The organism is Streptomyces hygroscopicus, from assembly GCF_026168105.1.
In the GTDB taxonomy this organism is placed as follows: domain Bacteria; phylum Actinomycetota; class Actinomycetes; order Streptomycetales; family Streptomycetaceae; genus Streptomyces; species Streptomyces hygroscopicus_D.
On the sequence record NZ_LBMW01000005.1, the window covers coordinates 1 to 23,006 of the forward strand.

A 23,006-nucleotide genomic window follows, 5' to 3' on the forward strand; every position below is an offset into this window, starting at 1 on the left:
CTCGGCGAGGACGTCGGGCCGCAGCAGCGGCGCGAGCCCGGCCGCCAGCAGCTCCGACTGGCCGGGTGCGGACGGGTAGTTGAGCTCCAGGTTGACGGGCGCCGTCGTCGCCGGTTCGGCGAGCGCACGGCCCGACGGCACCGGCGAGGCCCGGACGAAGGTGCCCCGGCCGACCTCTCCGGCCACGAGGCCGCGCCGCACGAGTTCGCCGTACACCCGACCCGCGGTGGACGCCGCGATCCCGCATCGCCGCGCAAACACCCGTTGCGGCGGCAGCCGTTCACCCGGCCCGAGCCGTCCCGCGGCGATGTCCGCGGCGATCCGGTCGGCTATGCGCCGGTAGTCCTCCATCGACCCCCCTTGGATTGCACCGAGAGCAAAGATCTTATTGCGCCGACGAGTTGACGCTTCTAGGGTCATGTCCATGGCACTCTTCCCCGCATACGAGGACATAGGCACCCGTACGGACCGGCTGCCGCTCGTCCTCGTCCACGGCCACCCCTTCGACCGCACCATGTGGACCCCGCAGCTCACGGAGTTCGCACGCACACGCCGCGTGATCGCCCCCGACCTGCGCGGCTACGGTGCCTCGCCGGTCGTCCCGGGCGTGACCCCGCTGTCGGTGTTCGCCGACGACATCGCCGCACTCCTCGACGATCTGGACGTGGACCGCTTCGTCCTCGCCGGGCTCTCCATGGGCGGCCAGATCGCCATGGAGTGCTGGGCCCGGTTCCCGGAGCGGATCGCCGCGCTGGTCCTCGCGGACACCTTCGCGGCCGCGGAGACCGAGGAGGGCAGGCGCGGCCGGTACGCGATGGCGGACCGACTGCTGCGCGAGGGCATGCGCGGCTACGCCGACGAGGTGCTCCACCGGATGGTCGCGCCCCACGCGGACGCGGACGTGGCCGCGCACGTGCACCGCATGATGACGGCGACGCCCCCCGAGGGGGCGGCGGCGGCCCTGCGCGGCCGGGCGGAGCGCCCCGACTACCGCGGCCTGCTCACCCACGTCACGGTCCCGGCCCTGGTCGTGGTGGGCGAGGAGGACACATACACACCGGTCGCCGACGCGCGGGCCCTGCACGCGGCCCTTCCCGACGCCACGCTGCACGTCGTGGCGGGTGCGGCGCACCTGCCGAACCTGGAGCGGCCCGAGGAGTTCAACAAGGCGCTGGCGGAGTTCCTGGAACGGGTGGACGCCTGACCGCATCCACGCGTGCGCGCCGCCCCACCCACGCGTGCGCGCCGCCCCACCCACACGTGCGCGCCGCCCCACCCACACGTGCGCGCCGCCCCACCCACACGTGCGCGCCGCCCCACCCACGCGTGCGGGCCACCCCACCCACGCGTGCGGGCCACCCCACCCACGCGTGCGGGCCACCCCATCCACACGTGCGGGCCACCCCATCCACACGTGCGTGCCGCCCCGCCGTCACCCGTTCGGCCCGGTCCACCGGGCGACCCCCCGCCCGCCGCGCGAACCTGCGGATGAAACGGACTGAAACGGACGAACGGTCCCGAGGAGGCGACCCCCATGGTCCAGCCCACCGCACGCACCACACACACGAAGCACACGGAGTGGGTCACCGGCGGCACGATGTTCGCCGGCGTCCTGATGCTGGTCGCGGGAGTCATCGGGGTGCTGAACGGCATCGCGGGCATCGTCACGCGCGGCGTCTACTTCGCCGTCGGCAACTACGTGTACCAGTTCAACCTCACCGCCTGGGGCTGGATCCACCTGGTCATCGGCGTCCTGGTGGCAGTCACGGGCTGGGGCGTCCTGCAGGGCAGGTCGTGGGCCCGCGGGGTGGGTGTGGGGCTGGCGGCCGTGTACATGATCCTCTACTTCATGTTCCTGCCGTACGCACCGGTCTGGTCGGTGATCGCCATCGCGATCGGCGGGTTCGTGATCTGGTCCCTGGTGACGGCGGGCAGTACGGAGACGACTCGCTAGCGCTCCGCGGGGACGCGAGCCGCATTGCCGGGGACCGAAACGTTCCCGCGTCCGGCTCGGGCCACGTCACGGACTGGCGGATCGAGGTCGTACGGGCGTTCTACGCCGACCCGTCGGCACAAGGGGCCACCGAGGCCTTCACAGCGCGCGGCGCTCCATCGGCAACCGTTCCTCCGCCCTCCCCCGTCTTCGGGGGAGGATTCGGGCACTCACCCATCGAGGGGAAGGCGGCCGATACGTGGAGACTGCGACCGTGGAGTGGACCGGAACGGCCGGGATCCGGCGACGGTCCCGGGGGCGGACCGCCGGGGCCTGGCTGTCCGGGCTGCTGCTCGCCGGGGTGAGCGTCGTCGTCGGCTGCCGTGCCGCCGACACCGACGCGGTCACGCCCGTCCCTCAGCTGCTCGCCTTCCTGCCCTGGCTGCTCGCCCCCGCGGCCGTCGCCCTCCTGCTCGCCCTGCTCGCCCGCTGGCGCACCGGCATGGTCTGGGGCGTCCTCGCGCTCGCCGCCCTCGCCTGGTACGCGGAGCCGTACGGAAGGACCGACGAGCCCACGGGCACCGCGCTCGCCGAGTTCCGGGTGCTGACCTCCAACGTGGAGTTCGGCCGTGGCATCTCCTCCCTCGTTCCCGCGATCCGCCGCGTGCACCCCGACGTCGTGTTCGTCGAGGAGTGCGAGTACCACTGCTCCGCCGTCCTGCAGCGCACCTTCGGCGGCGCGCAGGGCACCTACCCCTACCGCCAGGCCGTCGAGGGCGCCGGCTCCGACGGATCCGTCATCCTCAGCCGTTTCCCGCTCAGGGCCGCGCCCGGCGTCTCCGGCACCATGGGCATGCCCGGTGCGGTCGCCGACGTCCACGGCCACGCCGTACGCCTCCAGCTCGCCCACCCCATGCCCCCGCTCCCCGGCCGGCTCGCCGTCTGGCGCCGCGAGCTGGGGGCGCTGCGGACCTACGCGGCCGGCGGCGGCGACGCCCCCACCGTCCTCGCCGGCGACTTCAACGCCTCCCAGGACCACGCCGTCTTCCGCCGCATCCTCGCCACCGGCCTGCGCGACGGCGCCGACCTCGCCGGCGATGCCCGTACGCCCTCCTGGCCCACCCGGACCGCCCCGCCGTTCGGCACCCAGATCGACCATGTCCTGGTCTCCCGGGACTTCTCCGCGAACACGGCCCGATTCCTGCACATCGCCGACACCGATCATCGCGCCCTGCTCGTCGACATCACGCTCCACCAGCGGTCCTAGGCGCGGGGCCCCTCTCGCCAAATGGCGATAATGAGGGCATGTCCCGCGAGTTCCGCATCGGCCACACCCCTCCCGACTGGCTGGTCGGGAATCTTCGGCCGAAGCAGGAACCCGTCAACTGGCCCGCCGTCGTCCGCGCCGCCGTCGCGATGTCCCTGCCGCTCGCGGTGGGACTGGCCTTCGGGGAACCGGCCTACGGCGCACTCGCCTCCATGGGCGCCGTGTCGGGCGTCCTCGGCGACACCGCGGACGCGTACCGGATGCGGATCCTCAACATCGCGATCCCGCAGCTCGTCGGCGCTGTCGGCGTCACCGTCGGCGTGCTGACGCACGGGCGGGGCTGGACCACCGTCGCCGCCGTGACCGGGGTGGCACTGGTCTCCGGGATGCTCTCCTCGATCGGCGCGATCGCCTCCGTCTCCGCCCTGCTGCTCCTCCTCAACTGCGTGATCGCGGCGGGACTCCCCCTGCCCGGCCCCTGGTGGGCGGCGCCGCTGCTGCTGTCCGGCGGGGGACTGCTCGTCCTCGTCCTCGCCCTGCTCACATGGCCGCTGCGCTCGGGCGTCCCGGAGCGGGCCTCGGTCGGGGACACCTACCGCGCGGTCGCCGACCTGCTCGCCGCCTGTGGATCGGACCGGTACGACGCCGTCCGGCACGCGGTCACCCGATCGCTCGACCTGTCGTACGACCTCGTCCTCGCCCGCCGTGCCCGTCACCACGGCCGCAGCCCGGAACTGGTCCTGCTGCTCGCCCAGTTGAACGCGATCACCCCGATCGTGGAGGCCGCCCCGGCGGTCCATCGGTACGGCAGGCCGCTGCCGGACGAGGTCCCCGCCGCCGTACGCCGCCTCGCCGACGCCGTCGATGTCGGCCACGAGGGGTCCATAGCCCTCGACCTGCCGCAGCCGCACGACGAGACGGGACACGCCGTCGACCACGCGTTGCGCCACGCCGCCGAGGTCGTCACGGCCCGGAGCGTCGACTCGCGCACCATCGTCGACCGTCTCGGCCGCCCGGCCTCCCTGCGCGTCCGCGCCTACCGTGCGACCCGCAACGTCGTCCTGTCCGGAGCCTCCTGGCGCTACGGGCTGCGCCTGGCCCTGTGCATCGGCATCGCCCAGGCCCTGGTGTCCCTGGTCCCGGTCCCGCGCTCGTACTGGATCGCCCTCACCGTCACCTTCGTCCTGAAGCCGGACCTCGGTTCGGTCTTCTCCCGGGCGCTGCTGCGCGCCCTCGGTACGGTGGCGGGCCTTCTGGTGGCGGCCGTGGTGCTCGCCGCGGTGCCGCTCGGCTGGTGGGACGTGCCCGCGCTCATGGTCCTCGGCCCGCTCATTCCCCTCCTGACACCCCGCGGATACGGCTATCAGACGGCCGCCATCACCCCGGTGATCCTGGTGCTGTCGGACGTCCTGAACCATCTGGGCACGGCGCTGCTGGTCCCCCGTCTGGTCGACTCGCTGATCGGCTGCGCGATCGCCCTCGTCGCCGGATACCTGCTGTGGCCGGAGAGCTGGCACACCCGCGTGGGTGACCGGCTCGCGAACGCGGTCGCCGACACGGCGGAGTACGTGGAGGCGGCGTTCGGTGACTCGACGGATCCGGCGGCCCGCACCCGGATGCGGCGCCATCTGTACCGCGACCTGTCCACGATCCGTACGGAATTCCAGCGGGCGCTGACCGAACCGCCCCCGACGGGACGCCGGGCCGCTGCCTGGTGGCCGCTGGTCGTCGCGGTCGAGCGGATCGTGGACGCGACGACGGCCGCGCGGGTGCGGGTCAAACAGGGCGCACGGCCGCCGTCGGCCGCCGAGATCACACAGGTCACCCTGCAGCTGCGTGAGTTGTCGGAGGGCCTGCGGGAGTCGGACGTCCTGGTCGCGAGGCGCACCGACCTCACCGGCCCGGCGGACAGCATCCTGGAGCCACTGCGCCAGGAGGTCGCGGCGGCCAGGGCGATCGCATCGCCGCACTGAGACGACGACGCCGGTCGCGGCCACCCAGCTTGGTGCGAACATGACACGAGCGGTGGATGTGCGTGAGTGGGCCGGGCGGGTGAACGGTTGGTGAAACGGGAGGCGGCGTAAGGGGGTTGTGGCATGCGTTGGCACGACCCGGCCCGCGGGCCCGGCCGACCCGCCCCGGGCGTGGGCAACGGCGGGATCTCGGTATTGACAACGGGCGCTTTCAACCGCTGGACCCTACCCAAGATCACCGTCTACGACCGCTAACCTTACGTGTCCGTCCTGGCCAGGGATTGACGGGCATCAACTCACGCGAAGGGTTGCGCACATGGGCATTCTCACTCTCCTGCGGAACGCGTTCGGCCGCTCACGCAAGGGTCGCTCCGCCGAGGAGGAGCCCTCGCGGGAGACTCCGAGGACCACGGAACCGAAGGCTTCGGACCTGCAATCGGAGTCGGCGCCCGCCGAGATCCCGGCCCAGTCGTCGGGCCTCTCGGACGAACACGAACTGGTGGCGGCGGCGTTCGACAGCGTGACGGTCCCGAGGCAGGCGTCGAGGACGCAGGAGCCGAACGTCACGCCGGAACCGACGGTCGAGGCGGAACCGACGGCTGCGGCGGAATCGACGCCGGAGCCGACGATTGAGGCGGAGTCGACGGAGACCGCCGCGGAGCCGGAGGGCTCGGAGGAGCCCGGCATCACGCCGGAGCCCGCGGTCGCGGAGAAGCCGACGGCCGAGGAACCGGAGCCGGAGGGCTCGGAGGAGCCCGGCATCACGCCGGAGCCCGCGGTCGCGGAGAAGCCGACGACCGAGGAACCGGAGCCGGAGGCCGCGGACGAGCGGGAGGCTACGAAGCCGGAGGCCGAGGCGGCCGACGAGAAGCCGAAGCCGCAAGAGCACTCGAAGCCGGAGCAGTCGAACGCTGAAGAGCCGAAGCCCGAGGCGCCGAAGACCGAGGCCGAGACGCCCGCAGAGGCGACGGCGGAGCCGGAGTCGAAGCGAGAACCGGAGTCGGAACCGGAGTCGAAGCGAGAGCCGGAGTCGGAACCGGAGTCGAAGCGAGAGCCGGAGTCGGAACCGGAGTCGAAGCGAGAGCCGGAGCCGGTCTCTGTGGCGGAGGCCGCGACCGACCGGGCCGACGACGTCCCGGCAGCCGCCGACGGCGAGGAAGCCCCACAGGAAGCCCCACAGGAGGCACCCGCGGCCGACGGCGAAAGCCGCACTGGTGGTGCGGGCGGGAACGACCCCGCCGAAGGCGAAGCCGAGGCGGCACCCCCCGCCAAAGCCACCCCCGCCCTCGCACTCGCCCGAGTGAAGTCCAGCGCTCCCGGCCTGACCACCGCCTACAAGGCCGCCGCCGACGCACTCAAGAAGCACGACCTCACCGGCACCCGCGCCCAGGTCTACCTCGTCCTGGACCGTTCGGCCTCCATGCGCCCGTACTACAAGGACGGCTCCGCGCAGGCCCTCGGCGAGCAGGCCCTCGCCCTGGCCGCCCATCTGGACCCCGAGGCCACGGTCCACGTCGTCTTCTTCTCCACCGAACTGGACGGCACCGGGGAACTGACCCTCACCGACCACGAGAACAAGATCGACGAACTGCACGCGGGCCTCGGCCGCATGGGCCGTACCAGCTACCACGCGGCCGTGGAAGCGGTCATCGCCCACCACGAGAAGTCCCCGGACCCCGCCCTCCCCGCCCTGGTGATCTTCCAGACGGACGGCGCTCCCGACGCGAAGACCCCCGCCACCCAGTCCCTCACGGACGCCGCGAAGAGCCACCCCGGCCTCTTCTTCTCCTTCGTCGCCTTCGGCGACCCGGAGAACAAGGCCTTCGACTACCTCCGCAAGCTCAAGACGGACAACACGTCCTGCTTCCTGGCCGGCGAGACCCCGCGCGAGCTCACGGACACCGAGGTCTACGAGGGCGTACTGATGTCCTGGCGCCCGTAGCCGCACATGGCCGACCGCCCACGCGCACAAACCTACACATAACCACTCGGAAACCCCCACCTGTCCCCACCCGTCCCCCTGGGACGACACCAGGCCGCCCCTTCCCACCCCTTAAAACGGGAAGCGGGCGGCCTGCCCACGTCGGCTACGATTTCAAGGTTCGTAGACGATAGGGACGACCCAGAAGACCGCCGATCGTCACCCCACGTAGCGACTTGGGAGCAGCCCGCGATGGCTCGACACCTCATCACCAGCGCCCTTCCGTACATCAACGGGATCAAGCACCTGGGCAACATGGTGGGGTCCATGCTCCCGGCGGACGTGTACTCCCGGTACCTGCGCCAGCGCGGCCACGACGTGCTCTACATCTGCGCGACGGACGAGCACGGCACCCCCGCCGAGCTGGCGGCCAAGGAGCTGGGTCTTCCGGTCGACGAGTTCTGCGCCCAGGCCCACGAGGCCCAGAAGGCGGTCTACGACGGCTTCAACCTGGCGTTCGACTACTTCGGCCGCAGCTCCTCCCCGGAGAACCACGAGATCACGCAGGAGATCGCCCGCGAGCTCAAGGCGAACGGGTTCATCGAGGAGCGGGCCATCCGCCAGGTGTACTCCAACGCCGACGGCCGCTTCCTGCCCGACCGGTACATCATCGGCACCTGCCCGCACTGCGGCTACGACAAGGCGCGCGGCGACCAGTGCGAGAACTGCACCCGGGTGCTCGACCCGACCGACCTGATCGAGCCGCGCTCCGCGATCAGCGGCAGCAGCGACCTGGAGATCCGCGAGACCAAGCACCTCTTCCTCCTCCAGTCGGCGCTGGCGGGCGAGGTCGAGGCGTGGGTCGACGAGCGCGCCGACAACTGGCCGGTGCTGGCTTCCTCGATCGCCCGCAAGTGGCTCACCGAGGGCCTGCACGACCGTGCGATCACCCGTGACCTGGACTGGGGCGTCCCGGTCCCGGCCGACACCTGGCCGGATCTGGCCGCCGAGGGCAAGGTCTTCTACGTCTGGTTCGACGCCCCGATCGAGTACATCGGCGCGACCAAGGAGTGGGCGGACCAGGACCCGGAGAACCGGGACTGGCGTTCGTGGTGGTGGGAGTCGGACGCGGACGTCCACTACACGCAGTTCATGGGCAAGGACAACGTGCCCTTCCACAGCGTGATGTTCCCGGCGACCCTGCTGGGCACCCGCGCGCCGTGGAAGAAGGTCGACGTCATCAAGGCCTTCAACTGGCTCAACTACTACGGCGGCAAGTTCTCCACGTCCCAGAAGCGCGGCGTCTTCACGCACGACGCGCTGGACATCCTCCCGGCCGACTACTGGCGCTACTTCATGATGGCGAACGCACCGGAGTCCGACGACTCCTCGTTCACCTGGGAGCACTTCACGGCCACGGTGAACAAGGACCTGGCGGACACGCTGGGCAACTTCGTCAACCGGGTGCTGTCCTTCTCCCGCAAGCGCTTCGGCGACGCGGTCCCGGAGGGCGGCGAGCCGGGCGAGGCCGAGGCGAGGCTCGGTGAGGAGATCGCACGACTCCTCGCGGAGTACGAGGAGCACATGGAGGCCATCCAGTTCCGCAAGGCGGCGGCCTCGCTGCGCGCCCTGTGGTCGGCCGGCAACTCGTACCTCGAGGAGAAGGCCCCCTGGCTGGAGATCAAGACGAACAAGGAGGGCGCCGCCCTCACCCTGCGCACGGCGATGAACCTGATCCACCTCTACGCGGTGGTCTCGGAACCGTTCATCCCGACGACGTCGGCGACGATGCGCGCGGCCTTCGACCTCAAGGACGACACGGCGACGTGGGTCACCCAGGAGGAGGCGAAGGCCCTCGACACCGTCGCCCCGGGCACCCCGTTCACGGTCCCGCCGGTCCTCTTCGCCAAGCTCACGGAAGAGGACCTGGAGAACTACAAGGAGCGCTTCGGCGGCGAGTCGGAGTAAGACACCCCTGACACCGCCACACGCCTGACTCCGGACGACGAGAGGGCCCGGGAACCGTGTTGGTTCCCGGGCCCTGTGTCGTACGCGCGAGCACGCTCTCGGCTGGGTCAGGGGGTGACTGAGCTCGTCGTACCGGTCGTCATCCCGGTGACCGTGGCCCGTCACGGTTAGGCACTGGGTTCAGACAGAGGTGGCTCGGAACCGACCGTCGGTTCCGAGCCACCCGTTGCGCGCGTGCGGTTACTTCGGCTGCGGCTTGCGCACCGAGAGGTGCAGCTCCCTCAGCCGCTCCTGAGGCAGCTCCGTCGGGGCGCCCATCATCAGGTCCTGCGCGTTGCCGTTGAGCGGGAACGCGATCGTCTCGCGGATGTTCGGCTCGTCGGCCAGCAGCATCACGATGCGGTCGACGCCCGGCGCGATGCCACCGTGCGGCGGGGCGCCGAAGCGGAAGGCGCGGAGCATGCCCGCGAACTGCTCCTCGACGGTCTCGCGGTCGTAGCCCGCGATCTCGAAGGCCTTGAGCATGATCTCCGGCTCGTGGTTCCGGATGGCGCCGGAGGACAGCTCGACGCCGTTGCAGACGATGTCGTACTGCCAGCCCAGGATGTCCAGCGGGTCCTGGGTCTCCAGCGCCTCCAGGCCGCCCTGCGGCATCGAGAACGGGTTGTGCGAGAAGTCGATCTTGCCGGTCTCCTCGTCCTTCTCGTACATCGGGAAGTCGACGATCCAGCAGAAGCGGAACACACCCTCCTCGAAGTGGCCGGAACGCTTGGCGGCCTCCACCCGCACCGCGCCCATGATCTTCGAGACCTCGTCGAACTCGCCCGCGCCGAAGAACACCGCGTGGCCCGGCGCCAGCGACAGCCGCTTCGTCAGCTCCCCGACGTTCTCCTCGGTCAGGAACTTCGCGATCGGGCCCGTCAGCGAGCCGTCGTCGGCGACGCGCACCCAGGCCAGGCCCTTGGCGCCCAGCGACACGGCGTACTCACCGAGCTGGTCGAAGAACTTCCGGGGCTGCGACGAGACGTCCGGCACCGGCAGGGCGCGTACGTGCTTGCCCGCGAAGGCCTTGAACTCCGAGCCCTCGAAGACGTCGGTGATGTCCACCAGCTCCAGCTTGGCGCGAAGATCCGGCTTGTCGGAGCCGTACTTCAGCATCGCCTCGCGGAACGGAATCCGCGGGAACGGGGAGGTGACATGACGTCCTCCGCCGAACTCCTCGAAGATCTCCGTCATCAGCTTCTCGATCGGCTGGAAGACGTCCTCCTGCTCGACGAAGCTCATCTCGACGTCGAGCTGGTAGAACTCGCCCGGCGAGCGGTCCGCGCGGGCGTCCTCGTCACGGAAGCAGGGCGCGATCTGGAAGTAGCGGTCGAAGCCGGAGATCATCAGCAGCTGCTTGAACTGCTGCGGAGCCTGCGGCAGCGCGTAGAACTTGCCCGGGTGCAGGCGGGACGGGACGACGAAGTCGCGGGCACCCTCCGGGGACGTGGCGCTGAGGATCGGCGTCGCCATCTCGTTGAAGCCCATCGCCGCCATCTTGTGGCGGATGGCCGAGATCACGGCCGTACGCAGCAAGATGTTGCGGTGCATCCGCTCGCGGCGCAGGTCCAGGAAGCGGTACTCCAGGCGCCGCTCCTCGTTCACCCCGTCCTCGGTGTTGATCGTGAAGGGGAGCGGGGCGGCGGCGCCCAGCACCTCCACCTCGCCGACCTCGATCTCGATCTCGCCGGTCGGCAGGTCCGGGTTCACGTTGTCCGTGCCGCGGGAGACGACCTTGCCGTCGACGCGGACGACCGTCTCCTTGGAGAGCTTGTCCAGGGCCTCGTACGCGGGCGTGCCGGGGCGGGCGACGAGCTGCGTGATGCCGTAGTGATCGCGCAGATCGATGAAGAGGATGCCGCCCAGGTCGCGCCGATTGTGCAGCCAGCCGCTCAGCCGGACGTCGCTGCCGACGTCAGAGGCGCGGAGCTCGCCGCAGGTGTGGGACCTGTACCGATGCATCGTCGTTCATCCAGTCTTCGCGGATCGGGGTCTTGCCGAGGTCGCTCACCCCGGCGCCTCCGGGCGGGCACGGCCCGGACCTACCAAGGGTACCGGCCGCCCCAAGATCGCCTCCCCCTTATTGAGGGCGGTCGTCGGACGGCGCCTGGGCCGGACGCACGGGAAGGACTTCAAGATCACCTCGAACATGTTCAAGATCGGGCTTTTCCTACTTCGGTGGCACCCCTCGATCACCTCTTCTTACAGTGGGGCAATGCGCACTGGTGAGCCCCTGCCCTCCGTGGGGGACGTCCTGGCCGATCTCGCGACCGGTCTGTGGCGCTACGACGCCGCCGCTGGGGTGGTCACCCTGGACGCCGAGGCCGCACGGCTGGTCGGGCTGCCCGCGGAGCCGACGACGCTCACCGAGGCGGGGATCCGGGCGCGCTTCCACCCGGTCGACTGGAACGAGGTGGACGGGATCGTCCAGCTCGCGCTCGCCGAAGGCACCATCGCCGAGGTCCGGATGCGGGTCATGGACGAGCAGGGACGCGTCGTGCGCACCGTACGGAGCCGCTCCAAACCCTCGCTCGACCCGGAAACCGGGAAGTACGAGCTGGTCGGCACCCTTCAGGAGGTCACCGAGCCCTCCCCGGGTGCCGCCGCGCGCTCCCCCGTCACCGGCGACTGGCGCCGCTCGCGCGAGGCGTTCCTGCTCGACGCGGGGCGTGCGCTCGCCGAGGCGCGCTCCACGGAGGAGGTGCTGCGGGTCGCGGCCGGACTGTCGATGCCCGGGTTCTCGCCGGACGGGCTCGCAGTCTTCGGGGCCGAGGGCGAGCGGCTGACCGTGGTCGGCCACTACGGGCAGAAGCCGGGCGACGAGGGCCCCTTCACACAGATGTCGCTGGACACGGACTACCCGGCCGCCGAGGTCGTCCGCACCGGCCGCGCCGTCTACCTCTCCTCGCCCGAGGAGTACAAGGCCCGCTACCCGGTCTCCTGGCCGCTCGCCCGGCGCTTCGGCCGCCAGTCCTGGGCGTTCCTGCCGCTGACCGTGGCGGGGCGCACGATGGGTGCGTGGATGGCGGCGTTCAAGTACCCGGTGGCTTTCACGCCCGACGAGCGGTCGGTGCTCACCACGGTCGCGCGCATGCTCGCCCAGGCCCTCTCCCGCGCGGGCACCGCCGAGACGGAGCGGGAGCTGACGGACGGACTGCAGCGCTCGATGCTGCCCACGCTGGGCCCGGAGATACCCGGCATGGCCGTGGCCGCGCGCTACATCCCGACCGGCGGGGGACTCCAGGTCGGCGGCGACTGGTACGACATGATCCAGCTGCCCGGGGGCACCCCCGGGACGAAGTCCGGCTCAGGCCGCTTCGCGCTCGCCATCGGCGACGTCCAGGGCCATGACGTACGCGCCGCGGGGCTCATGGGCCAGCTGCGGATAGCGCTGCGCGCCTACGCCTCCGAGGGCCACCGCCCGGACGCGGTGCTCTCCCGCGCCTCACGCTTCCTGCACGGGATGACGTACGGCGCGGACGGCGCCGATCTGCGCTTCGCGACCTGCCTCTACATCGAGGTGGACCCGGCGACGGGAACGCTGGAGATCGCCCGCGCCGGTCATCCCGACCCCGCGATCCGCATGGCCGACGGGACCGTGCTGATGCGGCCGACCGCGGGCGGGCTGCCGCTCGGTATCGACCCGGACGCGGACTACCCCACCACGCGGCTGGTCCTGGAGCCCGGCGAGACCATGCTGCTGTGCACGGACGGGCTGATCGAGACCGGCGGGCACGATCTGGACACCGGCTGGCGGCGAATCCGGCGGATCCTCGAGGATCACGACGGTGACATGGAGGAACTGGCCGACGCGCTGGTCCAGGCCGTGCACGGGCCCTCCTCGCACCACGCGACGGGGCCGCTGACCGACCGACGCGAGGACGACATCGCCATGGTGCTGCTGTGCCGGACGGCCGAGGGGAGCGGCTGCGAAGGCATGGCCGGTCGTCCGCGCCCGACCGTGCGCCGCACGATGCTGACGGTCGCGCAGGCCGAGCCCCAGCGGGTCGCGGGAGCCCGGCAGCAGGTGCGCGAGCTGCTGCACGACTGGTCCTCCGAGGAACAGGTCGACTCGGCGGTGCTCCTGGTCTCGGAGATTCTCACGAACGTCCTCGTCCACACCGACACGGACGCGCTCCTCGTCGCCGAGGTCTCCGCGAACGGGACGGCCCGCGGGGGCGGACGCCGGCTGCGTGTGGAGGTCACGGACGCCAGCGACGACCTCCCGCACCGACGCGACCCCGGCGAACTCGCCTCCTCCGGCCGCGGTCTGGTCCTCACGGAACTGCTCGCGGACGCCTGGGGGGTGGACCCCCGGGGCGAGGGCAAGAGCACCTGGTTCGAACTGTACGAGGAGCCCGTCGAGGAGGACGCGGCGGCCTAGGACACCCGGCCCTGGCCCGTCCGGGAAGTCCCGCCTCTTCACGAGGCCGGGGCGCAGGCTGCACGCCCCCGGCGAACCCGCAGCGCCTCCGGCGGCCTCCGTCCGTCCGCGGCTCCCGTCCGTCCGCGGCTCCCGTCCCTCTCCGGCTCCCGTCCCTCTCCGGCTCCCGTCCCTCTCCGGCTCCCGTCACGGACGCGGTGGCGGTACCTGCCCCGGCGCCTCCGGCCCTGCCTCGCCCGGCTCCGCGCCGCCGTACCGCGTCCGCAGTTCGTGTGCCACCCCGAACGCCGCCGCCGTCAACGGCACGGCCAGCAGCATCCCCAGGATCCCGGCCACCGACGCGCCCGCGGTGAGCGCCAGCAGCACCGCCGCCGGATGCATCCGCACGGTCCGGCTCTGGACCATCGGCTGGAGCACATGGCCGTCCAGCAGTTGCACGGCGACGACCACGCCGAGCGCCCACAGCGCGATGACGAACCCGCGGTCGGCGAGCGCCACCAGAATCGCGAGCGCACCGGAGATGAAGGCGCCCAGATAGGGGATGTACGCGCCGACGAAGACGAGCGCGCCGAGGCCAAGGGCGCCCGGAACGCGCAGGATGAGCAGCCCCACGGTGATCAAGAACGCGTCGATCAGTGCGATGACCGTGGTCCCCCGCATGAATCCCTCGATGGAGCCGAAGGCACGCCGCGCCACGGCCTCCACGGTGTCGGCTGTGCCGCGCGGGGCGAGCGAGCGCAGCGCGTCCGCGACCCGGTGGGAGTCACGCAGGAAGAAGAAGACGAGCAGCAGCGCCAGGACGGCCATGGCGATGGTCTCGGCGACGACGCTGACCCCGCTGATCACGTTGGAGGCGGCCGTCCCGCCGAACTTCTCGAGCCATTGCCTGGAATGGGAGGCCAGGTCGTCCAGCGAGGTGCCGGCCGCCCCGAAGAGCTGTGACACCGACGTCGCGGCCCGCTTCAGCGAGGAGATGATCTGGTCGCCGCTGTCGATGAGCGCGGCGACGACGATGTACGCCGCGCCGCCGACCACGGCCACGACGGCGACACAGGTGATCCCGGCGGCGAGCGACCGGTGCACACCGGCCCGCACGAGCCGCCGGTGCAGTGGGCCGAGGAGGGCGGTTCCGAGCAGCGCGAGCAGCACGGGCACCACGGCCGTACGGAGCACCCCGCACAGCCGGACCCCGACCCAGCCGACCCCGGCGACCAGCAGGAAGACGACACACCAGGCGGCGAACCGGCGTACGGGGTCGGGGAGGAGCTGCACGCCCCCAGCCGATCACGCGCAGGGCGGGCTGTCCTGTGCGGACGGCCCGCCCGGGTGACGCGGCGTCAGGATCCTGTGGCCGGGAGGGCCTTGGTCAGGCGCCCAGCGGGCCGCTCCCGTCCATCCCGTGCACCGCCGGGACCGTGCCGAGGCGCCCCTTCTGGAAGTCCTCGAAGGCCTGCTGGAGCTCCTCGCGGGTGTTCATCACGAACGGCCCGTAGTGCGCCATCGGCTCACGGATCGGCCGTCCGCCCAGCAGGACGACCTCCAGGTCCGGCGTGTGGGAGTCCTGCTTCTCGTCCGCGCGGACGGTCAGCGAGGAGCCGGCGCCGAACACGGCCGTCTGGCCGAGGCGGACCGGCCGCCGCTCCGCCCCCACGCCGCCGCGCCCGGCCAGGACGTACGCGAGGCCGTTGAAGTCCTCGCGCCAGGGCAGGGTGATCTCCGCGCCCGGCGCCACGGTCGCATGGACCAGGGTGATCGGCGTGTGCGTGATGCCGGGGCCCTGGTGGCCGTCCAGCTCACCGGCGATGACCCGCAGCAGCGCGCCGCCGTCGGGGGTCGTCAGCAGCTGGACCTGGCCGCCACGGATGTCCTGGTAGCGCGGAGCCATCATCTTGTCCTTGGCGGGGAGGTTGACCCAGAGCTGGACGCCGTGGAACAGGCCGCCGGACACGACCAGCGACTCCGGCGGCGCCTCGATGTGCAGGAGGCCCGAGCCCGCGGTCATCCACTGGGTGTCACCGTTGGTGATGGTGCCGCCACCGCCGTGGGAGTCCTGGTGGTCGAAGACGCCGTCGATGATGTAGGTGACGGTTTCGAAGCCACGGTGGGGGTGCCACGGGGTGCCCTTGGGCTCGCCCGGCGCGTACTCCACCTCGCCCATCTGGTCCATCATGATGAACGGGTCGAGGTGGCGGTAGTGGATCCCGGCGAACGCGCGGCGGACCGGGAAGCCCTCGCCCTCGAAGCCGCTGGGCGCGGTCGTGACACCGAGCACGGGACGGGACACCGCATCGGCCGGGGCGGCCACACGGGGCAGGGTCAGCGGGTTCTCGACGGTCACTGCAGGCATGTCGGTACCTCCTTGTGATCCCACTTTAGTTGACGGTTGAACTTTCTGCACCTCGCAACAGAGAAAGCCCGGAGGGAATTCCCTCCGGGCTCTGGGTGCACCCCCTCAGGGGCATCAGCACCAGGGGCGCGGGGCCGTGACACATGCCGCTCCGCCCCGCGGGCGCGACCGGCCACACGCGGCCCGCGGGCGCGACCGGCCACACGCGGCCCGCGGCCGGACGACCACCTCAGCCGTGCGGACGACCACCTCAGCCGCACATACGAACGTCACCTCAGCCGTACAAACGACCACCTCAGCCGTACATACGACGCATGGCGAACTCCACCATCTGCTCGACCGCCTTCGCGTCGAACACCATCCGATGCTCGCCCTCCATGTCGAGGACGAAGCCGTACCCCGTCGGCAGCAGGTCGATGACCTCCGCCCCCGTGATCACGAAGTACTTCGACTCCTTGCCCGCGTACCGCCGCAGCTCCTTGAGCGAGGTGAACATCGGAATCACGGGCTGCTGCGTGTTGTGCAGCGCGAGGAAGCCGGGGTTGTCGCCGCGCGGGCAGTACACCTTGGACGTCGCGAAGATCTGCTGGAAGTCCTCGGCGGACATCGACCCCGTGGTGAACGCGCGCACCGCGTCCGCGAGCGACGGCGGCGACGGCTCGGGGTAGAGCGGCGGCTGCTGGCCGTATCCGCCGGGCATCTGCCCGCCCGGCATCTGCCCGGGCATCTGCTGCTGGGCCGAGGCGTACTGCTGCTGCGCGCCCGCGTTCTGGTAGCCGTACATGCCTCAAAGAGTAGTGGGCCACATATGGGCCATCAGGGGTTGATTCTTATTACCGACGGGTAGCATCATCGGAGCTACTTGTTGGTAGCTGAACCAAGATGCGAGGAGCCAGTGCCTCGCCGATCCCTCTAACGGAGCCGTCGCCATGGGGCACTACAAGTCGAATCTCCGCGACATCGAGTTCAACCTCTTCGAGGTGCTCGGGCGCGACAAGCTGTACGGCACCGGCCCGTTCGCGGAGATGGACACGGACACCGCCAAGAGCATCCTCGAGGAGCTCACCCGCCTGTCGGAGAACGAGCTGGCGGAGTCCTTCGCGGACGCCGACCGCAACCCGCCGGTCTTCGACCCCGAGACGAACACCGCTCCGGTCCCGGAGTCCTTCAAGAAGAGCTACAAGGCCTTCATGGACTCGGAGTACTGGCGCCTCGGCCTGCCCGAGGAGATCGGCGGCACCACCGCCCCGCCGTCCCTGATCTGGGCCTACGCGGAGCTGATCCTCGGCTCGAACCCGGCGATCTGGATGTACTCGTCCGGCCCGGCGTTCGCCCGCATCCTCTTCGAGGAGGGCACCGAGGCGCAGAAGAAGATCGCGGAGATAGCCGTCGAGAAGACCTGGGGCTCCACCATGGTCCTCACCGAGCCCGACGCGGGCTCGGACGTCGGCGCCGGCCGCACCAAGGCGATCCAGCAGGAGGACGGTTCCTGGCACATCGAGGGTGTGAAGCGCTTCATCACCTCCGGTGAGCACGACATGGAGGAGAACATCCTCCACTACGTCCTCGCCCGCCCCGAGGGCGCCGGCCCCGGCACCAAGGGTCTTTCCCTCTTCCTCGTCCCGAAGTACCTCTTCGACTTCGAGACCGGCGAGCTGGGCGAGCGCAACGGCGTCTACGCCACGAACGTCGAGCACAAGATGGGCCTGAAGGCCTCCAACACCTGCGAGATGACCTTCGGCGACCGCCACCCGGCCAAGGGCTGGCTGATCGGCGACAAGCACGACGGCATCCGCCAGATGTTCCGCATCATCGAGTTCGCCCGCATGATGGTCGGCACGAAGGCGATCTCCACGCTGTCCACCGGCTACCTGAACGCGCTGGAGTACGCCAAGGAGCGCGTCCAGGGTCCGGACCTGGCCAACTTCATGGACAAGACCGCGCCCAAGGTCACCATCACGCACCACCCGGACGTGCGCCGCTCGCTGATGACGCAGAAGGCCTACGCCGAGGGCATGCGTGCCCTCGTCCTCCACACCGCCTCCATCCAGGACGCGATCGCGGTCAAGGAGGCGAACGGCGAGGACGCCTCCGCCGAGAACGCCCTCAACGACCTGCTCCTGCCGATCGTCAAGGGCTACGGCTCCGAGAAGGGCTACGAGCAGCTCGCCCAGTCGCTGCAGACCTTCGGCGGCTCCGGCTTCCTGCAGGAATACCCGATCGAGCAGTACATCCGCGACGCCAAGATCGACACCCTGTACGAGGGCACCACCGCGATCCAGGGCCAGGACTTCTTCTTCCGGAAGATCGTCCGCAACCAGGGCACCGCACTGAACTCGATCGCCGAGGACATCAAGAAGTTCCTGGCGCTCGGTACCGGCGGCGAGGAGCTGGCGGGCGCCCGCGAGCACCTGGCCAAGGCGGCCGTGGAGCTGGAGGCGATCGTCGGCCTGATGCTGACCGACCTCGCGGCCACCGAGCAGGACGTCAAGAACATCTACAAGGTGGGCCTGAACACCACCCGCCTGCTGCTGGCCTCCGGTGACGTCATCGTCGGCTACCTGCTGCTGCGGGGCGCGGCGATCGCCGCCGAGAAGCTGCAGACGGCCTCCGCGAAGGACAAGGCGTTCTACACCGGCAAGATCGCGGCGGCGAAGTTCTTCGCTGCCAACGTCCTGCCGGGCGTGACCCTGGCCCGCAAGGTGGCCGAGGGTGTGGACCTGGACCTCATGGAGCTGGACGAGGCCGCGTTCTAGGACACGCCCGGCCGTGGGATCCCGTCGTCACCGACGTCCGTGGCGGGGCTGACCGGACCCTGTCCGTCCGATCAGCCCTCCAACCTCCACATCCCCCTTACGAGGGCCCGCTTCCCATCATCGGGAGCGGGCCCTCGTCCGTCGTTAAGGTGAACCCATGAGCACAAGTCCCCGCTTCGACCGCGGCCACACCGACGACCTCATGTCCTTCCTGGCAGCGAGCCCGACGCCCTACCACGCCGTGGCGAACGCCGCCGAGCGGCTGGAGAAGGCCGGTTTCCGACAGGTCGCGGAGACGGACGCGTGGGACGGGACGAGCGGCGGAAGGTACGTGCTGCGCGGGGGCGCGATCATCGCGTGGTACGTCCCCGGGGGCGCCGATCCGCACACACCGTTCCGGATCCTGGGAGCCCACACCGACTCCCCGAATCTGCGGGTCAAGCCGCGGCCGGACGCCGGTGCGCACGGCTGGCGGCAGATCGCGGTGGAGGTCTACGGCGGCCCGCTGCTCAACTCCTGGCTGGACCGTGACCTGGGTCTCGCTGGCCGGCTGACCCTGCGCGACGGCTCGACCCGCCTGGTGAACGTCGAGAGACCGCTGCTGCGCGTGCCGCAGCTCGCCATCCATCTGGACCGCTCCGTGTCGTCCGAGGGGCTGAAGCTCGACAAGCAGCGTCACCTTCAGCCGGTCTGGGGCCTGGGCGACGATGTGCGCGACGGCGATCTGATCGCGTTCCTTCAGGAGGAGCTCGGCCTGGCCGCGGGCGAGGTGACGGGCTGGGACCTGATGACCCACTCCGTCGAGCCGCCGTCCTATCTGGGCCGGGACAAGGAGCTGGTGGCGGGCCCGCGGATGGACAACCTGCTGTCCGTGCACGCGGCCACCGCGGCGCTGGCGGCCGTGGCCGCCTCCGGCGCCGGTCTCTCCTTCATTCCCGTGCTCGCGGCCTTCGACCACGAGGAGAACGGCTCCCAGTCGGACACCGGCGCCGACGGCCCGCTGCTCGGATCGGTCCTGGAGCGCTCGGTGTTCGCCCGCGGCGGCTCGTACGAGGACCGGGCGCGTGCCTTCGCCGGCACGATCTGTCTGTCCTCGGACACCGGGCACGCCGTCCACCCCAACTACGCGGAGCGGCACGACCCGACGCACCACCCGCGGGCGAACGGCGGCCCGATCCTCAAGGTGAACGTCAACAACCGCTACGCCACGGACGGTTCGGGCCGTGCCGTCTTCGCGGCTGCCTGCGAGAAGGCCGGCATCCCCTTCCAGTCATTCGTCTCGAACAACGCGATGCCCTGCGGCACGACCATCGGCCCCATCACGGCCGCCCGTCACGGCATCAAGACGGTCGACATCGGCGCGGCGATCCTGTCTATGCACAGTGCCCGTGAAATGTGCGGCGCGGACGACCCCTACCTGCTGGCGAACGCGATGGTGGCGTTCCTGGAGGGCTAGCTGCCCAACCGCCGCCCAGGTGGCCGAAGGAGCGGCGCCACCCCCTCCGCATGCCTCCCGATCTCCGGGGTACCCGGATCGGGGCCGGAAGGACCGGCCCCCAAGGGAGGGCAGTACTCATGGGCCTGGGTGGATGCATCATCCTGATAGCCGCGGGGGCCATTCTCGCGTTCGCGACCGACTGGCACATGAACGGTGTCGACCTGCACCTGGTCGGCTTCATCCTCATGGTCGTCGGTCTGATCGGGGTGGCAACGTTCAGCAGTATCGCCCGCCGGAGGCGGGTCGTGATGCCGCCCACACCGGTGGTGGAGGAGGAGCGGCACCATCACCGGGACGGGTACGGCGACGGGTACGGGATCTAGCCCGGTCGCGGCGCCCGCCCGGCCCTACTCCGTGTCGACCATGCCCGCCAGCACCAGCGGAAGCCGGGTCGCCCCACCCTCCGCGAGGCGGACCGGAACGCCCCAGTCCTGCTGGTGGACGTGGCACGCCGGGTACTCGTTCGCCGGATCGTCGTCGCAGGACGCGGCCATCGCCGAGACGTGCAGGACACCCTCCGGTATGGAAGGGTCCAGCTCCAGCTCGCGGGTGAGGTCCGTGTCCGCGCCCTCGCCCTTGAGCAGCAGCTCGGGCGGGGTCGAGGAGACCAGCAGACGGGTCGACGGGCCGTAGCGCGTGTCCAGCTTCTGGCCGGCCGGAGCCTGGAAGATCACGTCCAACCGGAGCCCGCCCGGCGCCACTTCGGTCGCCGCGCGCTGAGTCCGATGGGCGACCGAGGCGACCTGCACCGCCTCCTCCGGCAGCCGCAGCCGGGTCAGCCGGTGCCGCGCCGACTCCACGACCACGATGTCCTCACCCACGAGCACCGCGTCCGAGGGCTCCCGCAGGTCCGTCGCCAGCGTGGTCACCTCACCGGTCACCGGGTCGTAGCGGCGCAGCGCGTGGTTGTAGGTGTCGCTGACCGCGACCGAGCCGTCCGGCAGGGCGGTCACGCCCAACGGATGCTGCAGCAGTGCCTGTTCGGCCGCGCCGTCGCGGTGCCCGAAGTCGAACAGCCCCGTGCCGACCGCCGTGTGGACCGCGCCGTCCCGGTCCACCCAGCGCAGGGCGCTCGTCTCCGAGTCCGCGAGCCACAGTCGCTCCCCGTCGGCGGACACCGCGAGCCCCGAGGGCTGCGCGAACCATGCCTCGGCACCCGGACCGTCCACCAGTCCCTCGTTGGTGGTGCCGGCAGCCACCGCGACCGTGGCCGTCCGCGGGTCGTACGTCCACAGCTGGTGCACGCCCGCCATGGCCGTCCAGACCCGGCCGCCGAAGACCGCCACGTCCCACGGGGACGAGAGGTCCACCTCCCGCGCCGGACCCGCTGTCGGCGAACCCTGCCACCACTGCCTGCCGGTGCCCGCGAGTGTGGTGACCTCGCCCGTCGCCAGGTCCAGGCGGCGCAGCGCGTGGTTCACCGTGTCCGCGACGACCACCGCGTCCTCGTCCAGCAGCGCCAGGCCCTGCGGCTCGCTGAAGCCCGCCACCTCCGCCGGGCCGTCCGCGAAGCCCCGATCACCCGAACCGATGCGGCGCACGACCGTCTCCCCGTCCGCCGCCAGTTCCACCAACTGATGCCGGGTGGTGTCGCTGACCAGGAAGGTCCCCGACGGCAGCAGGAGCGCCTTGCCCGGGAAGCGAAGGGTGGTGGGCTCGGGGTCCGGTGCCACGTACGGGCCGTCGCCGCGACGCAGGGTGCCCTTCGCCGCGTGCTCCTGCTCCAGCTCCTCGACGAGCCGCGCTATCGCATGGGCGTGGCCCTCGCCCGCGTGCTGGGCCACCACGTACCCCTCGGGGTCGATGACGACGAGCGTGGGCCAGGCCCGCACGGCGTACTGCTTCCAGGTGGCGAGCTGCGGGTCGTCGAGGACCGGGTGCTCCACCCCGTACCGCTCGACCGCGTCCACCACCGCCCGGTGGTCCGCCTCGTGGACGAACTTCGGAGAGTGCACGCCGATGATCACCACGGTGTCACGGTGTTTCTCCTCCAGCTCGCGCAGCTCGTCCAGGACATGCAGACAGTTGATGCAGCAGAACGTCCAGAAATCGAGGATGACGATACGTCCTCGCAGATCGGCGAGGGTGTACTGCTCTCCGCCCGTGTTCAGCCAGCCACCCTGGCCGATCAGCTCGGGGGCGCGGACACGGACGCGACGCGGTGTGGAGTCGTTCATGGGTCAAGGGTGCCATCCGCGACGGTGGCGCCGGTGAGCCTGTGGACAACGTGGTGACGGTGCGCACACGGAGTCTTACCGGATGCGCACATGCCGTCACGGAGAGATGCTCGTCGCATACAGGGGGGCCAGCGCAAGGGAGCAGTTCCAATGCCACGAGACATCGACGACCACCAGATGCGCCGCCGCGACCGCGACCGCGAGCACGGTGAGATCACCGGGGAGGAGATCCGCGACCGGGACCGGCAGGACCCGGACATGAGCGGGTCCGACGTGTCGGACCCCGACACGCGCCGTAACGGCAGCGACCGGCGTTCGTCGTGGGACGACGACGAGGACGACATGCAGGAGGGCTACCGGTAGAGCCGGTCCTCGGCAGTCCACCGACGGTCCCTTCGCGGTCCGCGTGCGAGTCCCCCGCCCGCGTCGGCGGGGGACTCGTCCGCGTCGGCGGGGGACTCGTCCGCGTCGGCGTGGGACTCGTCCGCGTCGGCGGGGGACTCGTCCGCGTCGGCGGGGGACTCGTCCGCGTCGGCGGGGGACTCGTCCGCGTTCATCGGCTTTCAGCCACGTTCGGGCAGGCCCGGGCCTGGCGCCCGGCGCACCCTGCACGATGAGGTGGGCGGCGGAGACGAACCTCCGGGCGGTGAGAACGACGCATCGGCCGACGGGAGCGGGCCCCGGGGCCGTGAAGCCGAACCTCCCGGCGGTGAGCACGACCCTCCGGACACCGAGGACGA

General features: G+C 70.9%; 18 protein-coding genes. 11 read left to right on the forward strand and 7 right to left on the reverse strand.

Features of this window, described 5'->3' with window-relative positions:
- Positions 1 to 351 (reverse strand): GntR family transcriptional regulator (locus tag AAW14_RS07050; protein ID WP_265561040.1); only part of this gene is annotated, 351 nt, incomplete at its 3' end.
- A gap of 73 nt (positions 352 to 424) precedes the next feature.
- Between AAW14_RS07050 and AAW14_RS07055 the strand changes: the two genes are divergently transcribed.
- From AAW14_RS07055 to metG, 6 genes are all read left to right on the forward strand, one after another.
- On the forward strand, positions 425 to 1,204 hold the full coding sequence (locus AAW14_RS07055; RefSeq protein WP_265561042.1) for an alpha/beta fold hydrolase: 780 nt from the start codon (positions 425 to 427) through the stop codon (positions 1,202 to 1,204).
- A gap of 330 nt (positions 1,205 to 1,534) precedes the next feature.
- A complete protein-coding gene (locus AAW14_RS07060) occupies positions 1,535 to 1,954 on the forward strand; it encodes a hypothetical protein (protein WP_265561044.1) in 420 nt (139 codons plus the stop codon).
- Positions 1,955 to 2,192: 238 nt separating this feature from the next.
- A complete protein-coding gene (locus tag AAW14_RS07065; protein WP_265561046.1) occupies positions 2,193 to 3,200 on the forward strand; it encodes an endonuclease/exonuclease/phosphatase family protein in 1,008 nt (335 codons plus the stop codon).
- Between the two features lie 38 nt (positions 3,201 to 3,238).
- On the forward strand, positions 3,239 to 5,173 hold the full coding sequence (locus AAW14_RS07070) for an FUSC family protein (protein ID WP_265561048.1): 1,935 nt from the start codon (positions 3,239 to 3,241) through the stop codon (positions 5,171 to 5,173).
- 316 nt (positions 5,174 to 5,489) lie between these two features.
- Positions 5,490 to 7,115: a VWA domain-containing protein gene (locus AAW14_RS07075; protein WP_265561050.1), complete on the forward strand. Its 1,626-nt coding sequence runs from the start codon at positions 5,490 to 5,492 to the stop codon at positions 7,113 to 7,115.
- Between the two features lie 231 nt (positions 7,116 to 7,346).
- Positions 7,347 to 9,062, forward strand: a complete 1,716-nt coding sequence (gene metG, locus AAW14_RS07080) for a methionine--tRNA ligase (RefSeq protein ID WP_265561052.1) — start codon at positions 7,347 to 7,349, stop codon at positions 9,060 to 9,062.
- Positions 9,063 to 9,302: 240 nt separating this feature from the next.
- On the opposite strand, the gene aspS is transcribed toward metG, so the two are convergent.
- Positions 9,303 to 11,066, reverse strand: a complete 1,764-nt coding sequence (gene aspS, locus AAW14_RS07085) for an aspartate--tRNA ligase (RefSeq protein WP_265561054.1) — start codon at positions 11,064 to 11,066, stop codon at positions 9,303 to 9,305.
- A gap of 253 nt (positions 11,067 to 11,319) precedes the next feature.
- Between aspS and AAW14_RS07090 the strand changes: the two genes are divergently transcribed.
- Positions 11,320 to 13,488 (forward strand): SpoIIE family protein phosphatase, encoded by a 2,169-nt coding sequence (locus tag AAW14_RS07090; RefSeq protein WP_265561055.1) that lies wholly within the window; start codon positions 11,320 to 11,322, stop codon positions 13,486 to 13,488.
- Positions 13,489 to 13,674: 186 nt separating this feature from the next.
- On the opposite strand, the gene AAW14_RS07095 is transcribed toward AAW14_RS07090, so the two are convergent.
- From AAW14_RS07095 to AAW14_RS07105, 3 genes are all read right to left on the reverse strand, one after another.
- The gene (locus AAW14_RS07095; protein ID WP_265561057.1) at positions 13,675 to 14,760 is read right to left on the reverse strand and encodes an AI-2E family transporter; all 1,086 of its coding nucleotides are present in this window, start codon (positions 14,758 to 14,760) and stop codon (positions 13,675 to 13,677) included.
- A 94-nt stretch (positions 14,761 to 14,854) separates the two neighbouring features.
- The gene (locus AAW14_RS07100) at positions 14,855 to 15,835 is read right to left on the reverse strand and encodes a pirin family protein (RefSeq protein ID WP_265561060.1); all 981 of its coding nucleotides are present in this window, start codon (positions 15,833 to 15,835) and stop codon (positions 14,855 to 14,857) included.
- Positions 15,836 to 16,130: 295 nt separating this feature from the next.
- The gene (locus tag AAW14_RS07105) at positions 16,131 to 16,619 is read right to left on the reverse strand and encodes an SseB family protein (RefSeq protein WP_055492223.1); all 489 of its coding nucleotides are present in this window, start codon (positions 16,617 to 16,619) and stop codon (positions 16,131 to 16,133) included.
- 145 nt (positions 16,620 to 16,764) lie between these two features.
- On the opposite strand from AAW14_RS07105, the gene AAW14_RS07110 reads away from it, so the two are divergent.
- The 3 genes from AAW14_RS07110 to AAW14_RS07120 all read left to right on the forward strand — a co-directional run bounded on the left by AAW14_RS07110 (position 16,765) and on the right by AAW14_RS07120 (position 20,412).
- Positions 16,765 to 18,591 carry an acyl-CoA dehydrogenase gene (locus tag AAW14_RS07110; RefSeq protein WP_265561063.1) on the forward strand — a complete coding sequence of 609 codons (1,827 nt, stop codon included), beginning with the start codon at positions 16,765 to 16,767 and terminating at the stop codon, positions 18,589 to 18,591.
- A gap of 157 nt (positions 18,592 to 18,748) precedes the next feature.
- Entirely contained in the window at positions 18,749 to 20,047 is a 1,299-nt protein-coding gene (locus AAW14_RS07115) for a M18 family aminopeptidase (protein ID WP_265561064.1), read from the forward strand.
- Positions 20,048 to 20,166: 119 nt separating this feature from the next.
- Entirely contained in the window at positions 20,167 to 20,412 is a 246-nt protein-coding gene (locus AAW14_RS07120) for a DUF6458 family protein (protein WP_265561067.1), read from the forward strand.
- A 24-nt stretch (positions 20,413 to 20,436) separates the two neighbouring features.
- On the opposite strand, the gene AAW14_RS07125 is transcribed toward AAW14_RS07120, so the two are convergent.
- A complete protein-coding gene (locus tag AAW14_RS07125) occupies positions 20,437 to 22,266 on the reverse strand; it encodes an NHL domain-containing thioredoxin family protein (protein WP_265561068.1) in 1,830 nt (609 codons plus the stop codon).
- A 150-nt stretch (positions 22,267 to 22,416) separates the two neighbouring features.
- Here AAW14_RS07125 and AAW14_RS07130 point away from each other — a divergent pair, with 150 nt between their 5' ends.
- On the forward strand, positions 22,417 to 22,629 hold the full coding sequence (locus tag AAW14_RS07130) for a hypothetical protein (protein ID WP_265561070.1): 213 nt from the start codon (positions 22,417 to 22,419) through the stop codon (positions 22,627 to 22,629).
- Here the strand turns inward: AAW14_RS07130 and AAW14_RS07135 are convergent.
- Positions 22,620 to 22,823: a hypothetical protein gene (locus tag AAW14_RS07135; RefSeq protein WP_265561072.1), complete on the reverse strand. Its 204-nt coding sequence runs from the start codon at positions 22,821 to 22,823 to the stop codon at positions 22,620 to 22,622. The genes AAW14_RS07130 and AAW14_RS07135 overlap by 10 nt on opposite strands.
- Positions 22,824 to 23,006: the final 183 nt, after the last annotated feature.

Coding starts and splice junctions, on each gene's coding strand:
- AAW14_RS07055 (WP_265561042.1), top strand. CDS start 425: ATGGCACTCTTCCCCGCATACGAGGACATAGGCACCCGTACGGACCGG.
- AAW14_RS07060 (WP_265561044.1), top strand. CDS start 1,535: ATGGTCCAGCCCACCGCACGCACCACACACACGAAGCACACGGAGTGG.
- AAW14_RS07070 (WP_265561048.1), top strand. CDS start 3,239: ATGTCCCGCGAGTTCCGCATCGGCCACACCCCTCCCGACTGGCTGGTC.
- AAW14_RS07075 (WP_265561050.1), top strand. CDS start 5,490: ATGGGCATTCTCACTCTCCTGCGGAACGCGTTCGGCCGCTCACGCAAG.
- metG (WP_265561052.1), top strand. CDS start 7,347: ATGGCTCGACACCTCATCACCAGCGCCCTTCCGTACATCAACGGGATC.
- aspS (WP_265561054.1), bottom strand. CDS start 11,066: ATGCATCGGTACAGGTCCCACACCTGCGGCGAGCTCCGCGCCTCTGAC.
- AAW14_RS07090 (WP_265561055.1), top strand. CDS start 11,320: ATGCGCACTGGTGAGCCCCTGCCCTCCGTGGGGGACGTCCTGGCCGAT.
- AAW14_RS07100 (WP_265561060.1), bottom strand. CDS start 15,835: ATGCCTGCAGTGACCGTCGAGAACCCGCTGACCCTGCCCCGTGTGGCC.
- AAW14_RS07105 (WP_055492223.1), bottom strand. CDS start 16,619: ATGTACGGCTACCAGAACGCGGGCGCGCAGCAGCAGTACGCCTCGGCC.
- AAW14_RS07110 (WP_265561063.1), top strand. CDS start 16,765: ATGGGGCACTACAAGTCGAATCTCCGCGACATCGAGTTCAACCTCTTC.
- AAW14_RS07115 (WP_265561064.1), top strand. CDS start 18,749: ATGAGCACAAGTCCCCGCTTCGACCGCGGCCACACCGACGACCTCATG.
- AAW14_RS07120 (WP_265561067.1), top strand. CDS start 20,167: ATGGGCCTGGGTGGATGCATCATCCTGATAGCCGCGGGGGCCATTCTC.
- AAW14_RS07125 (WP_265561068.1), bottom strand. CDS start 22,266: ATGAACGACTCCACACCGCGTCGCGTCCGTGTCCGCGCCCCCGAGCTG.
- AAW14_RS07130 (WP_265561070.1), top strand. CDS start 22,417: ATGCCACGAGACATCGACGACCACCAGATGCGCCGCCGCGACCGCGAC.
- AAW14_RS07135 (WP_265561072.1), bottom strand. CDS start 22,823: ATGAACGCGGACGAGTCCCCCGCCGACGCGGACGAGTCCCCCGCCGAC.